Origin of the sequence: uncultured Pontibacter sp. (genome assembly GCF_947492645.1) — a bacterium.
GTDB lineage: Bacteria > Bacteroidota > Bacteroidia > Cytophagales > Hymenobacteraceae > Pontibacter.
This window is the reverse complement of sequence record NZ_CANLMZ010000008.1, coordinates 119,685-133,117: the sequence shown is the minus strand read 5'-3', so window position 1 is coordinate 133,117 and position 13,433 is coordinate 119,685. Positions and strand designations below refer to the sequence as shown.

Genomic DNA, 13,433 nt, shown 5'->3' with positions numbered 1-13,433 from the left:
ACGTTGATTTGTAAGTATAACTTAACGTATAAAAGCCGCTGCACAATTTTTTGCAGCGGCTTTTATACGTTAGCATCAGGTGTTTTATACTGTATCTCTATCAGGCTAACTTTTAGCAAGCCTGCCATACTTTGGCGCAGTATTAAAAGAGCGTGTTGCCTCCCGGCGCAGGCTTTGCGTCTGCTGCTTTGGCTGGGGCTTCACAGTTTTCTTCGTTAAAAACCTGGTCTATGGCTTTTTCGGCTTTGCGCAGTTTTTCCTTACAAAGCTTAATCAGCTGCGATGATCGCTGTACTTTCTGTGTAAGCTCATCCACATCCACGGCATCGTTTTCAATGGCACGTAAAATTTCTTCCAACTCCTGCGTTGCTTCCCGGTAAGTCATTTCGTTCAGGTCCTTATTCATTTGTGTCGATGTTTACTATGGTGCTGTGGAGGGTGCCGTCCTGCATTCTGGTCTCCACGATATCTCCGTCTTTTACCTCTTTTATACTTTTGATGATCCGCCCGTTTAGCAAAGTTAAAGTATAACCTCGTAAAAGCAGCCTTTCAGGGTTATTAGCCTCAATGCTCATTTCCAGGAGCTTCAGGCGGTGGTTTTCCTGTTGCAGTTTTTTTTGTGTACCGTATTCAAGCTTATCGCTATACTTGGTGTAGGCAATCTGGTTTTGCTGCAGCTTGTCCTTAGCCTCTGTTTCGAGGCAATGCACCAGGTGGTTTAGTTCGTGTTCCTTCATGTGCAGGTAGCGCTGGCTTTTGCCTTCTACACAAACAGAGAGTTCCTGCAGGTGCTTCTCACGCTCGTGCAACAAGTCCTTGGTTTCGGAGTTTATGTCTTTTTCAAGATCGCTAATTAAGTGCCTTTGCTGCTCCAGGTAAGATTTTGGTTTCAGGAGTAAACCACGCGATAGTTGCTCCAGCCTGTCTTTGTTGGTTTGCAACAGTTGCTTTGTTGTGTTGTTGTAGCGCAGGTTAAGGCGTTCCAGTTTATCTGCTGTTAACTTTAGTTGCTGCGCCGAAAACATCCTGATCCTGTCAAAAAGATCCTCAGCCAGTTCCTCAGCTTCCCGTAACCTGTCAATCAGGAAACCTGCCACGGCTGTGGGCGTTTTTAAGCGGGTGTGGGCAACCAGGTCAGCTATACTTTCGTCGCGTTCGTGGCCGATACCTGTAAGCACAGGCAAGGGCGCGTTGCCAATGGCGGCTGCTATTTTATAATCGTCAAAGCAACTTAAATCTGTTTGAGAGCCGCCACCGCGTATAAGTATAATAGCATCAAAGTTAGAACTATACTTGGCCACTTTTGCAAAAGCCGCTGCCACAGAGGCCGGCGCTTCATTGCCCTGCACTACTGCCGGGAAAAGTGTAGTCTCGAAAGTATAGCCGTAGCTGTTGCTTTGCAGCTGGTGTATAAAATCCTGGTACCCTGCCGCTGTAGCCGATGAAATAACAGCCAGGCGCTGTGGCACCAGAGGTAAGTCAATCTCTTTGTTTGCGTCTAGCAAGCCCTCAGCACCAAGGCGCTTCAGGGTTTCCTGTCGCTGCCTTGCCAGGTCTCCGATAGTGTAGTTGGGGTCAATGTTTGAGATGTCGAGGCTGAGACCGTAAAGCTCATGAAAACGAATGGAGGCTTGCATAAGCACTTTTAGCCCAGCCCGAAGCGGTTGCCCGGTTTTCTCCTCAAAATAACGACTCAACATTTGGTAACGGGATGCCCAGATAGTGCCTTTAGCCTGTGCCAGCATCTGGCGCGCATCGTCGCCTTTATCCACCAATGTAAGGTAGCAATGGCCCTTGCGCCGGTCCACGTTTACCTGTGCAAGTTCTGCCACCACCCAGTAACTCTCCGGAAAAGCCATTTCCAGCTCCTCCCTGATCTGCTGGTGCAGCTCAAAAAGCGACAGCGGCGCGTTCAGCTCCTCGTGGGTTATAGTTTGTCTAAAAAAAATCTGGGACATGGCAACAACGTGTTCTTCTCCTGCAATGCCGGTAAGCACCGGCTCCTCCGATTCGAAGATAGGATTTTTTAGATTATCAGGCTAAATGAGAACGCGATTTTATTGTGGAAGGCAGGGGTAGGGTAGGCTACAGGCAGTTTATACTTGCGCCATCTTTTTAGCTGGATAGCGGCAACCAAAGACTGTGATGGGCCATACTTTAAAGCATAGTTCTGCCGAAGTTAAAATGCACCGGTAAGGCCTGCTCCGTATAAGCTTCTAAATTAATGCAACAGCAAGGCCTGCTACTTACGCTCTCCGATTAGTTTATTTATGGTTTCTGTAACTTGTTCCTGCCACAGCTGCTTTTCAAGTATAGTTGGCGGTGCGGCACGTTCCAGGCAATCGGGGGCAGGGCAACGTTCGCAGGTTTCGTTTACGAGCCGGTTAAGCACAGCAGGGTCGTTTAAGAAGCGTACTTTGTTTTTCAGGTTCTCGTTGATGAGCAGGCCGATGCTGACGGTGCCGTTTCGGTTCTCGGTTGGTTGCGCTAAGGCTAGTACAAGGTATTCATTGTCAGAATTGATGTAGGCAGAACGCTGTAAACCTACTAAAGTATCCCCGGGCTTTTTGTCGCTTTCAATCAGGTCAAAAAGGGTGAGCGAGATCCAACGGCGACAGTAATGCTCGTTTAAAAACGAAGCGTGTGGGTTGTGCAGCCCGGATAAGTGCAGCTCTTTTGTGAGAAAGAAACTGTGGGTTTCCGGTTGCCTGTGAAAGCGGAGAAAGAACAACTGTTTTATGCCGAAGAACTTTGGCAGCAGCGAAGTAAGGCGGTGCAGCAACGTTTCAGGAGAGGTATTATACTTCTCCATTAACTGCAGCAAAAGCGCTGGGCTCCATTTATCATGGGCAAAAAACTGCTGTATGTCTTCTACCAGCCTGTCCTGGTTAAGCAAAAGCGCACCGGCAAAGTAAGAAGCCTTAAAATTGTTGAGCACCTCCTCAAAAGAGCCAACCTTAACCCACGTGGAAGTATAAGGCCGCTCCTGCAGTTGCAGGTATTGGAAACCGATTTCACGGGCTAATGCAAACGTTTTTTGCTGTGCTGTCAGGCTTGGGTTAAGCAGCAATTGTGGGGCAGCACCCGGTACAAAAACAGAACGCAGCGAGGCCAGCTCAGGGTGGGCATTAAATGGCCCTGTTTGTATACTTATGTTGTACTGGCTCTGAAGCAGGTCTGCCAGTACCTCATAAGTAGGTGTTGCTTCCGCCTCCAGCTGGTATTGCTCTACAAATCTTTCTGCATCCTGTTCAATGTCATCAAAATAGTTGTCGTGCAGCTCTTGGTAAGATCGGAGTGATGAGAAGTAAAACTGCTCTACCCGTAGATCAAACGCCCTCGAAATTTCCAGCAGCGTGTTTACAAAAGCACTTAGTTTGGCCGGAGCAGTAGCAAAAAGGTCCAGTACCCGGCTCATATCCAGTCCAAAGTGCTCCAGCGGCAACTCCGAAAGTATGTTAGACTGCAAAAGCTCACCGACTGGCTGTAGCCGCTTATTCATCTTCAGCGATACCAGGTAGTCATAGCCTACACCAAGTGCATCGGCAATTACGGCAGTCTTGCTGGGCTTTGGGTGTTTTTTGCCTTTCTCGATTTCGTTCAGGTACGATACAGATATACCGGTCATGGCAGCAAGGTCGGTTAGCGATATGCCTTTGTCATTTCGTAACTGCTTTACTTTCAGTCCAAATATCAATCTGATAACGTCTTCCTGGAGTTTCATACTTAGTTAAATCTGTAAATATAATCTAATTAAGAGCTTTTTGCGATAATCTCCTAAAAAACGAAAAATATTATTTAGCGAAAATTCGCCAAAAATAAATTCTTCGCGTATAATCCGATTATAAGATGAGAAAGTTCTGAAAATTAAAGCGCAAAGTACCATGGTTTTAGAAAACACAGCCACAGTAAAAGGTAAAGCACAGGATGGAGTAGATGAAATCCTGACTACAGAAGCTCTGGACTTTTTGGAGATGCTACATAATAAGTTTAACAGCAGGAGAGAAGAGCTTCTGGAGCTTCGAAAGCAACGCCAGCAAAAACTGGATGCCGGAGAAACGCTTGATTTCCTGTCAGAAACAAAGCAGGTGCGCGAAAGCGATTGGAAAGTAGGAAGCACCCCCCATGACCTGCAGCTACGCCGGGTAGAGATTACCGGCCCCGTGGACAGAAAAATGGTGATCAATGCGCTGAACTGTGGCGCGAATGTGTTTATGGCTGATTTTGAGGATGCTAATTCGCCTACCTGGGAGAACGTAGTGCAAGGGCAGATTAACCTGCGAGACGCCATCCGGAGAGACATTGACTTTACGGTGCAGAACGGAAAGACCTACCGCCTAAACAAGGAGGTGGCCGTGCTGAAAGTGCGGCCTAGAGGCTGGCATTTGACCGAAAAGCATATGTGTTTCGGTGATGTTCCTGTTTCTGCCTCGCTTTTTGATTTTGGTTTATACTTCTTCCATAATGCAAAAGAGCTGATTGCAAGAGGTACGGGGCCCTATTTTTACCTGCCAAAGCTGGAGAGCCACCTAGAGGCCAAGCTGTGGAATGATGTTTTTGTGGCTGCACAGGAAGCGTTGGATATTCCGGTTGGCACTATCAAAGCAACAGTACTTATAGAGACCATCACGGCTGCTTTTGAGATGGATGAGATACTGTATGCGTTACGCGACCACATCGTTGGCCTTAACGCTGGCCGCTGGGATTATATTTTCAGCGCCATCAAGAAATTTAAGAAACACGAAAACGTAATCTTCCCTGACAGGACTGATGTGACGATGCAAGTGCCCTTTATGCGTGCTTATACTAACCTGCTTGTAGCAACCTGCCACAAACGCGGTGCACACGCCATGGGAGGGATGGCAGCCTTTATACCTAGCAGAAAAGACCCTGCTGTAAACGAAAACGCTTTTAAAAAAGTGAAAGCAGACAAAGCCTTTGAAGCCAGCAATGGCTTTGACGGTACCTGGGTGGCCCACCCAGATCTGGTGCAAGTAGCACGCGAGGAATTTGATAAGGTGCTGGGAGATAAGCCGCATCAGAAAGAGGTACTGCGTGAGGACGTGCAAGTATTGGCCAGAGATTTGACAAACTTCACTATCAAGGAAGGAAAGATAACGGAGAACGGCCTGCGCCTGAACATCAACGTGGGTATCATGTACATCGGCAACTGGTTGTGCGGTACAGGTGCTGCTGCCATTCATAACCTGATGGAGGATGCTGCCACAGCCGAAATATCCAGAGCCCAGGTATGGCAATGGCTGCACCACCCACATACTAAAACAGCTGATGGCATCGAAATTACCGAAGAGCGTGTGCTGCAGCTGATAAAGGAGGAAACCGAAAATATTAAAGAGGAAGTAGGGCTGGCAATGTTCAAGAACTGCCATTTTGAAAAAGCTTCTCAGTTGTTCTCCGAGCTTGTTTTATCTAAATGCTTTGTTGATTTCCTTACCCTGCCTGCATACAAGTATATTGATTAACCTCTACTGCCAGGTTACAGATAAGCCTTAAAACCATCACTCATAACTAAAAACAACCCGCCATGAATAAGAAAGACAGAATACAGAAAATTGAAAGGGACTGGATTGAAAACCCACGCTGGGCAGGAATACAACGCCCATACTGCGCCGATGAAGTTGTTAAACTGCAGGGCTCGGTGCAGATAGAGTATACGTTGGCCCGAAACGGGGCTGAAAAGCTTTGGAGGCTGCTGCACTCAGAGCCTTATGTGGCAGGCTTAGGGGCGCTAACAGGCAACCAGGCGGTGCAGGAGGTGCAGGCAGGGCTAAATGCCATTTACCTGAGTGGCTGGCAAGTGGCAGCAGATGCCAACCTGGCAGGCCAAATGTATCCGGACCAGAGCTTATACCCTGCCGATTCTGTGCCGAATGTAGTAAAGAAAATAAACAACTCGCTGCTGCGCGCTGACCAGATACAAAGCGTGAACGGCGATGGCGAAACAGACTTTATGGTGCCGATTGTAGCAGATGCTGAAGCCGGTTTTGGCGGCAACCTGAATGCTTTCGAGTTGATGAAGATGATGATAGAGGCCGGTGCGGCAGGCGTTCATTTCGAGGACCAGCTGTCGTCGGCTAAGAAGTGCGGACACCTGGGTGGTAAGGTGCTGGTGCCAACGCAGGAGGCAATAAACAAACTGGTTGCTGCACGCCTGGCCGCTGACGTGATGGGTGTGCCAACCTTGCTGGTAGCTCGTACTGATGCTGATGCCGCTAACCTGATTACCAGCGACATAGACCCTCGTGACCATGAGTTTATACTTAACGAGCCACGCACCAGCGAGGGTTTCTACAAAGTGCGCAACGGAATAGAGCAGGGAATTGCACGCGGTTTAGCTTATGCGCCTTATGCCGATCTTATCTGGATGGAAACCTCGCACCCTGACTTGGAGCAGGCACGGCAGTTTGCAGCGGCCATACATGCATCCTACCCGGGCAAACTGCTGGCTTATAACTGCTCCCCTTCCTTTAACTGGGCCTCCAAACTCAGTGTAGAGCAGATGGAAAGCTTTAGAGAGGAGCTGGCTAATATGGGATACAAATTCCAGTTTATAACATTGGCAGGTTTCCATGCACTAAACACAAGTATGTTTGAACTGGCTAAAGCTTACAAAGAGCGTGGCATGGCAGGTTACTCAGAGTTACAGCAACGTGAATTCGCTTTAACCAAGGATGGCTTCACCGCCGTGAAACACCAGTCGTTTGTGGGTACAGGCTATTTTGATGCGGTGCAGCATACCGTTACCTCGGGTAATGCTTCTACAGCTGCTTTGGTAGGCTCCACAGAAGAAGAGCAGTTTCATTAAGTATAAATAAGCCTTAAAGTATAAACCCGGCTGCAAGTATGTTTTGCAGCCGGGTTTATACTTTAAGGCTCTGTAGCCTTGCTGTTACTCCGTTTTAAAGCCCATGCGCTTTACTCTTTTCTCCCAGTTGCTTTTTGCCCATTCCTGCAAATCCGGGATCTGGTCCATCTCATCTATTATTTCCATACCAAGCAGGGTTTCCACAATATCCTCCATACTTATAATGCCTGCAGTTCCGCCATACTCATCCACTACCAACGCAATGTGGTCCTGCTTTTCCATTAATCGGCTGAACAGAGTGGGTATGGGCATGTGTTCCGGAACCACCTGTATAGGGCGGGCAATTGAGTTCAGTTTTCTTTCTCCTTCATTATCGATGAGTTTATACATCACTTCATCTTTCAGCACATAACCGCTTATGTCATCAAGGTTGTTGTCATAAATCGGGATCCGTGAGAAACGCAGGTCAGGCAAACTTTTAAAGAAGGCTTTAATTGTCATGTCTTGTTGCGCGCTCACAATTACAGTACGCGGCGTCATGATGTGGCGCACCAGGATATTATTAAACCGCAGGATGTTCTGGATAATCTGTGATTCGCCTTTTTTGAAGATACCTTCTTTTATGCCTAGCTCAGCCATAGCCGTGAAATCAGCGCGACTTAACACGCTTCGGTTTTTTTCTGATTTTAGGCGACTGGTGATAAACTGAGAGAATATGATAATAGGGTAAAGCGGCGAGTAGATCATCACTTTAAGCGTGCGGACTGTAAAAGGAGTAAGCTGCCTCCAGAAGTTAGCTCCCAGCGTTTTAGGGATTATTTCGGTAAGTATAAGTATGATAATAGTAAGCACCACCGAAACCACGGTCAGGTATTCGTCGCCCCAGATAAGTTGCGCTTGTGCACCAACCCCCGCCGCACCAATAGTGTGGGCAAAGGTATTCAGGGTAAGTATGGCAGCCAGGGGCCTGTCTATGTTTTCTTTAAAATGCTGAAGGTCTTTACCTAGCGCAGGGTTTTGTTTGCTTACTATGCTAACATGAGAGGGGGTTATACTTAGCAGCGAAGCTTCCAGTAGAGAGCACAGAAACGAGAACAAAAGAGCAACAGCAAGGTATAGTAATAATAAAGCCATTTAAGACAAGTGTTTATTTATAAGTACGCAATATGCGCAAATTAATGGACTACCCGAAGTACTGGCTCCTCTAACTGCTGGTGAGTTTCGAGGTCTACGGTAAAATAACCTACCATACTTGGTCCGTAACCCAGGTTTACTTCCACAAATTTATTTCGTTCGGGTAGCATTTCAATCACCTCTTGTTGCAGTTGCCTGTAGCGTTGCATCAGGTTCTCCATTTGCTTTTGGTGCTGCCCCAGTTCTGTCTCTTCCTGGCCAATGTCACCCCAAGTCTCACTTTGTTCCGGCTCGTCGGCGCTGCCAACTTTATTTTGTAACGTGAGTATCTTCACCTCCAACAGCCTTATTTCTTTTTCAGCTTCCAGGTATTCCTGTACTTTTTTTTCCAGCGGAACCAGCGATTCGTCCAGGTAAGAGATCAGATTTTCCATAGAGCCTGTACATTGTTGTTTATTTGCCCTGTATACGGTAGCCGGTTGTTTTTATATGCATTTATTGCCTCAGCAATATATTAGCGTGTATCTTTAACGATATACTGCACATGTGGCAAACCAAGTGCACCGCTTTTGAGTAGATGCAGGAGTTAATTTGTATATTTGAAGTATAGCCGCCTTGCGGTGCAAGCTTCAGAAACCCTACAACATGAAAATAATTGAGTGCCCACGCGATGCCATGCAAGGCATTAAGGCGTTTATACCCACAGAGCAGAAGATAGCCTACCTGAACACCCTGCTGCAAGTTGGATTCGACACCCTGGACTTTGGGAGCTTTGTATCGCCTAAGGCTATTCCGCAAATGAGTGACACGGCCGAGGTACTGGCCAACCTGGAGCTAAACACCACAGCCACTAAATTGCTTGCCATTATCGCTAACGTGCGGGGTGCCGAAGATGCGGCACAGCATAAGCAGATAAGTTACCTTGGTTTTCCACTTTCGGTGTCAGAAACATTTCAGCAGCGCAATACAAATAAAAGTATAGCCGAGGCAATGGAGCAGCTGGCCCAGATACAGGATATCTGCCACAAGCACGGCAAAACATTGGTAACCTACATTTCTATGGGCTTTGGCAACCCTTACAACGACCCCTGGAACGCCGAAACTGTAATTCAGTTTGTAGAGGAGCTGCACAAGCTGGAGGTAAAAATCATATCGCTTTCCGATACCATTGGCGTGTCTAACCCTGAAAACATAAGCTATTTATTTGAAAGCCTGATCCCTGCCTTCAAGAGCATTGAATTTGGGGCGCACCTGCACACCACTCCAACCACCTGGCAAGAAAAAGTAGAGGCTGCCTATAGTGCCGGCTGCAGAAGGTTTGACGGAGCCTTACGTGGGTATGGCGGCTGCCCAATGGCTAAAGACGAACTGGTAGGCAACATGGCCACCGAAAATTTAGTCGCATACTTCGAAAAGATTGGTTTAAATTTGAATCTCAATAAAGCAGCATTCCATGCCGCGCTGGCAGAGTCGGGTGCTGTGTTCTCTTAATTATGGCAAAAAGAATAATCGTAGATATTTTTATACCTTGCTTCGTAGATCAGCTTTTTCCGGAAACAGCTATGAACATGGTAAAAGTGCTCGAAAAGGTAGGATGCGAGGTAAACTATAATCCAAACCAAACCTGCTGCGGACAGCCAGCCTTTAACGCCGGTTTTTTTGATGAGGCGCGCGAAGTGGCAACTAAATTCCTGAATGATTTCTCGAACGAGACGTCACATTATATTGTAGCGCCTTCTGCTTCTTGCGTGGGTATGGTGCGCAATGCTTACCAGGATATTTTCGTAAAATCGTCTAATTTGGTAAAGTACCGCTCCATGCAGAAAAAGGTGTATGAGCTAACAGAGTTTTTGACAGATGTGCTGGGGGTTACAAGTATAGATGGTGCCGCTTTGCAAGGCCGGTTTACGTACCACGACTCGTGCAGCGCTTTGCGTGAGTGCGGTATTAAGGCAGGGCCTCGTGCGCTGCTGAGCAATGTGCGGGGGCTGGAGCTGGTTGAGATGGAGGACAACGAAACTTGCTGCGGTTTTGGCGGTACATTTGCAGTTAAATTCGAGGCAATTTCGTCTGCAATGGCCGAGCAGAAAGTAGACAATGCCATTGCTACTGGTGCCGATTATATAATCTCTACAGACAGCAGCTGCCTGATGCATCTGGAGGCTTACATTCAAAAACAAAACAAGCCGATCAAAACCATGCACATTGCCGATGTGCTGGCAAGTGGCTGGTAAGTATAGACTGCATCAATAAAAAGCCTGTGCAAGTATAAACTGCACAGGCTTTTTTTTTGTCACTTTGATTTTAATCAGAAATAAAAGCTTAAACCAATAGAAGATGAGCTACTTGTTAAATTCAACCCGAAATTGCTTGTGGTACTATTGTCTTCAGTCTCAGACTCAAAGTATGGTTCACTAACTTCATAATTTATACTTCTCTTGGAATGAGTATATCCTAATACGCCATAAGTAACATTGAGGCTTAGTTTTCTTGATAGCATTAACATCAGTCCAGGCTGTAGAGAAGCAAAATAATATTCATATGACTCTTTAGTCTTATAACTACTTTTAGTATGTGTAGAAGTGTTTAATGAGGTTTCCGTAGTAGAATGTATTTTAGTATCTAATTGTCCATATAAAGCAAAGTTATCAGTTAAGAATTTATAATATCGTGTGTATAATCCACCATCTTTAATCTTACTGCTAGATTGAAATACGGTAATGGGGCCATTCAGAAAATAATTTATTCTTTTGTTATTCGATTCTGAATACCCTCCAATTATACCTACTTCAAAATTATCTTTAATAAAATATCCAATAGAAGGTTTGAATGAAAAGCTCGTATTTCTATTCTTTGTAGGAAAGTCTTTAGATTTGCTATTGCTATTACTGTATGAAGCTGCGCCTGTTAAAGACCAGGTGCCGCTTTGGAGTTGAGCATTGCAAATCTGTGCTAATATTATAGCAAGTACCGTTAAAGTTAATTTTTTCATTTCTATATTAATTAACGGTTAAGAAAGTACATTATGCCTATAGTAATTGTGCCAGGAGACAGGTTAATGGCAAATTGGTTAGAAGTACTCTTGTAATCTTTTGGGGATGAAATAGCTGTATGATTACTATTCTGATAGCTAATATCACCGATGCTAGCTGTTAAACCTATCTTAGATGTCGCAAAATAGGTTAGACCCGGAGTAACTGAAATATAAAGGCCGGAGCTTTTCCCTGTTAGTTTATCATCTAAGTCTGGATTTTTATGGCGCGTATGTAAGTATCCAGCGTCACCGGAAGCGGTAAAGTAAAGTCTTTCAGTTAAATTAAGATATTTTGTGATGTTAACTCCAATACTATAGGAATTTGAGACAGCATTTGATTTAATATCATTATCCTTATTGCTATACTCCCCATGGTTAATTCCTAATCCTGCATTAAGACCTACTGATAATCTATCTTTAACAAAATAGCTAATACTGGGATAGATATTAATATTTAAGCTCTTGTTACTAAAGTTGTTGTCATCAGTAGAGTATGTGTTCAATCCTACTGATCCACCAATTGATATGGAACCTTGAGTTGTTTGTGCTATTGCACCGGCGCTAATTATTGCCAGCAAACCTGATAATAGAAGTTTTTTCATGCTTGTTTTCATTTAAAATTAAAGATTTTATTTCAGATACTTAGCAAGTATTATACCAATATTTATATATGTTAATGTTTATTAGCTTAAAAAATGATGTAATCCGTGTTTATACTTAAAAGCTTTGCGGTAATAGCTTAATTGTTTGCATTAAGGCTTATTTACAAGGCTTTAGCTACACTTTAAACAGATGCAAGCGTATGATCTATTACTAGCAGCATGCAGGTATTTAGCTTTGGTTGGTTAAGCTATTTTTTCTTTTTAGGGATATTCAAACCTGCCTCTTGCACAGAAATCGGGATACTATCTTTTATGGGTGCTGAGGGTAGTTTTCCATTTCTATTCCTCTCAACTCTAACACTTGAAAATAATTTTTTTAAAGCTTGTACGCTTAGCTGAGGTACGGCTTCTATAACCGGTTAAATTGATCCATCAATTTTGTGCAATAAAATAAATGACTTTGTGCACAATTGCATAGCCCAATTTCAGGATTAAACGTTTTATATAGTATAACTCTGTAAATCATGTAGTTATATGGTGCAAATGCGGGCGCAAAATTTTTGATAAACTTTGATTTAACAGGCGTATGGAATGAACTACTACACTCATATTACGTTTATAGTGCAAGTAATTGTTAAATTAATAGTGTATAATAATGTCTAGAGATTTTCAGAATAACCGAATTCCCTTCGATCCATATGAATTGGATTATGATTCAGGCTATAGCGGACAAACGAACGAGTACAAGGAGCTGTACAATCCTTACAAAAGTGTATGGGCAAAAGCCGTAAAAGGCAGAACCCCTCATTCGCAGGACAGAAGCAAACAAACTTTTTACTCCTCAGGAAGCACGCACAGGTTTGAGCCCAACGAAGGCCGAGGCTACAAAGTAAATACCGGAGAAGCTGGGCAGCAAGGGTTAAAGCAGCCTGCAACAAATAATCTAGCTGCAAATCAGAGGCAGGCTAACGAAGAAATTTTTGACTCTGGCTACAACGTAACCAGACGAAACACCTATGGTTACAGAACAACTGGCTATGGCCCGCGTGATTAGTGTTAATTACCTGAAAGCTAAATAGACTATTGTTCACTAAAACAGAAAAGCCCGGTTTGCCGGGCTTTTCTGTTTTAGTGCCATTCTCATTAAACTTAAACAGATAGAAGCCTGCTTCGTTAAAATACCCAGAACTAAAGCGACAGAATAGCTTTGGAAAGAAATTACAAAGGCTACCATGAAAACAACAGAAGGTTTTTTGACGAAGGTAGGAGAGGCTATAGGCAGGAGAGAAATGGCATAGACTACAGCAATGATTTTGAAAGCCGCTACCAGGAAGAACCTAACCGCTGGGCCTACGAGCCGCCCCACCGTTATCGCAACCAGGACTATGAAATGGAGCGAAACTACCACAACAACGAAGGTAGCGGCCAGCAAAGCATGCGTAATATGAGGCAAGAGTATGAAATACCACAATTTAATAGCGCATCTCACGGCCACAGCCCGTTACACGACATGGAGCGGGAGCCAAGAGATCAGCGGAAGCAAGGGTACGGCTCGGGGCGCATGAGCGGCTACAGCGGCTCTGCTTTCGGAGGGGCTAACTACAGCTCGCATGGTGGTTTTGGGGGAGCAGACCGATACGGTGCGATGAGTGGATACGGAGGTAATGCAGCTAACTATGTATCTTCTTCGGGATACGGAGGAGGTGGAAACGGGCCGCATCCGGAAAGAGGCTTTGATTACCCAAATACAGACGCACCTTACTTTGAACGCAGAAGACCGCAGAAATGGAGATAGATTAAGTCCCACAGGTTGATCGACCCTTCGTAAATCGGAGCG

General features: G+C 45.1%; 13 protein-coding genes. 6 read left to right on the top strand and 7 right to left on the bottom strand.

What is annotated here, in order from left to right; all coding sequences use genetic code 11:
- Positions 1-142 precede the first annotated feature (142 nt).
- The 3 genes from xseB to Q1A23_RS11055 form a co-directional block, all read right to left on the bottom strand.
- Positions 143-406 (bottom strand): exodeoxyribonuclease VII small subunit, encoded by a 264-nt coding sequence (gene xseB, locus Q1A23_RS11065; protein WP_299823232.1) that lies wholly within the window; start codon positions 404-406, stop codon positions 143-145.
- Positions 399-1,958: an exodeoxyribonuclease VII large subunit gene (gene xseA / locus Q1A23_RS11060; RefSeq protein ID WP_299823229.1), complete on the bottom strand. Its 1,560-nt coding sequence runs from the start codon at positions 1,956-1,958 to the stop codon at positions 399-401. The genes xseB and xseA overlap by 8 nt, the downstream gene beginning before the upstream one ends.
- Positions 1,959-2,242: 284 nt before the next feature.
- Positions 2,243-3,724, bottom strand: a complete 1,482-nt coding sequence (locus tag Q1A23_RS11055) for a helix-turn-helix transcriptional regulator (protein WP_299823226.1) — start codon at positions 3,722-3,724, stop codon at positions 2,243-2,245.
- A 160-nt stretch (positions 3,725-3,884) separates the two neighbouring features.
- On the opposite strand from Q1A23_RS11055, the gene aceB reads away from it, so the two are divergent.
- Together aceB and aceA are read left to right on the top strand one after the other, a co-directional pair.
- Complete coding sequence (gene aceB / locus Q1A23_RS11050; RefSeq protein ID WP_299823223.1) at positions 3,885-5,483, top strand: malate synthase A; 1,599 nt, start codon at positions 3,885-3,887, stop codon at positions 5,481-5,483.
- Positions 5,484-5,545: 62 nt separating this feature from the next.
- Positions 5,546-6,826, top strand: a complete 1,281-nt coding sequence (gene aceA, locus Q1A23_RS11045; RefSeq protein WP_299823221.1) for an isocitrate lyase — start codon at positions 5,546-5,548, stop codon at positions 6,824-6,826.
- 84 nt (positions 6,827-6,910) lie between these two features.
- Here the strand turns inward: aceA and Q1A23_RS11040 are convergent, their stop codons facing one another.
- Complete coding sequence (locus Q1A23_RS11040) at positions 6,911-7,960, bottom strand: CNNM domain-containing protein (RefSeq protein WP_299823218.1); 1,050 nt, start codon at positions 7,958-7,960, stop codon at positions 6,911-6,913.
- Between the two features lie 41 nt (positions 7,961-8,001).
- Positions 8,002-8,394 (bottom strand): hypothetical protein, encoded by a 393-nt coding sequence (locus Q1A23_RS11035; protein ID WP_299823215.1) that lies wholly within the window; start codon positions 8,392-8,394, stop codon positions 8,002-8,004.
- A 211-nt stretch (positions 8,395-8,605) separates the two neighbouring features.
- Here Q1A23_RS11035 and Q1A23_RS11030 point away from each other — a divergent pair, with 211 nt between their 5' ends.
- Both Q1A23_RS11030 and Q1A23_RS11025 read left to right on the top strand, forming a co-directional pair.
- Positions 8,606-9,451, top strand: a complete 846-nt coding sequence (locus Q1A23_RS11030; RefSeq protein ID WP_299823212.1) for a hydroxymethylglutaryl-CoA lyase — start codon at positions 8,606-8,608, stop codon at positions 9,449-9,451.
- A 2-nt stretch (positions 9,452-9,453) separates the two neighbouring features.
- Positions 9,454-10,194, top strand: coding sequence for a (Fe-S)-binding protein (locus tag Q1A23_RS11025; RefSeq protein ID WP_299823210.1), 741 nt, complete (start codon positions 9,454-9,456; stop codon positions 10,192-10,194).
- A 74-nt stretch (positions 10,195-10,268) separates the two neighbouring features.
- On the opposite strand, the gene Q1A23_RS11020 is transcribed toward Q1A23_RS11025, so the two are convergent.
- Together Q1A23_RS11020 and Q1A23_RS11015 are read right to left on the bottom strand one after the other, a co-directional pair.
- On the bottom strand, positions 10,269-10,952 hold the full coding sequence (locus Q1A23_RS11020; protein WP_299823208.1) for a hypothetical protein: 684 nt from the start codon (positions 10,950-10,952) through the stop codon (positions 10,269-10,271).
- An 11-nt stretch (positions 10,953-10,963) separates the two neighbouring features.
- Positions 10,964-11,596 carry an outer membrane beta-barrel protein gene (locus Q1A23_RS11015; RefSeq protein ID WP_299823206.1) on the bottom strand — a complete coding sequence of 211 codons (633 nt, stop codon included), beginning with the start codon at positions 11,594-11,596 and terminating at the stop codon, positions 10,964-10,966.
- A 655-nt stretch (positions 11,597-12,251) separates the two neighbouring features.
- Here Q1A23_RS11015 and Q1A23_RS11010 point away from each other — a divergent pair.
- Positions 12,252-12,650: a hypothetical protein gene (locus Q1A23_RS11010; protein WP_299823203.1), complete on the top strand. Its 399-nt coding sequence runs from the start codon at positions 12,252-12,254 to the stop codon at positions 12,648-12,650.
- A 153-nt stretch (positions 12,651-12,803) separates the two neighbouring features.
- Entirely contained in the window at positions 12,804-13,391 is a 588-nt protein-coding gene (locus Q1A23_RS11005) for a hypothetical protein (RefSeq protein WP_299823200.1), read from the top strand.
- The last annotated feature ends 42 nt before the right edge of the window (positions 13,392-13,433 follow it).

Coding starts and splice junctions, on each gene's coding strand:
- xseB (WP_299823232.1), bottom strand. CDS start 406: ATGAATAAGGACCTGAACGAAATGACTTACCGGGAAGCAACGCAGGAG.
- Q1A23_RS11010 (WP_299823203.1), top strand. CDS start 12,252: ATGTCTAGAGATTTTCAGAATAACCGAATTCCCTTCGATCCATATGAA.
- Q1A23_RS11020 (WP_299823208.1), bottom strand. CDS start 10,952: ATGAAAAAATTAACTTTAACGGTACTTGCTATAATATTAGCACAGATT.
- Q1A23_RS11030 (WP_299823212.1), top strand. CDS start 8,606: ATGAAAATAATTGAGTGCCCACGCGATGCCATGCAAGGCATTAAGGCG.
- Q1A23_RS11040 (WP_299823218.1), bottom strand. CDS start 7,960: ATGGCTTTATTATTACTATACCTTGCTGTTGCTCTTTTGTTCTCGTTT.
- Q1A23_RS11025 (WP_299823210.1), top strand. CDS start 9,454: ATGGCAAAAAGAATAATCGTAGATATTTTTATACCTTGCTTCGTAGAT.
- Q1A23_RS11055 (WP_299823226.1), bottom strand. CDS start 3,724: ATGAAACTCCAGGAAGACGTTATCAGATTGATATTTGGACTGAAAGTA.
- xseA (WP_299823229.1), bottom strand. CDS start 1,958: ATGTCCCAGATTTTTTTTAGACAAACTATAACCCACGAGGAGCTGAAC.
- Q1A23_RS11015 (WP_299823206.1), bottom strand. CDS start 11,596: ATGAAAAAACTTCTATTATCAGGTTTGCTGGCAATAATTAGCGCCGGT.
- aceA (WP_299823221.1), top strand. CDS start 5,546: ATGAATAAGAAAGACAGAATACAGAAAATTGAAAGGGACTGGATTGAA.
- aceB (WP_299823223.1), top strand. CDS start 3,885: ATGGTTTTAGAAAACACAGCCACAGTAAAAGGTAAAGCACAGGATGGA.
- Q1A23_RS11035 (WP_299823215.1), bottom strand. CDS start 8,394: ATGGAAAATCTGATCTCTTACCTGGACGAATCGCTGGTTCCGCTGGAA.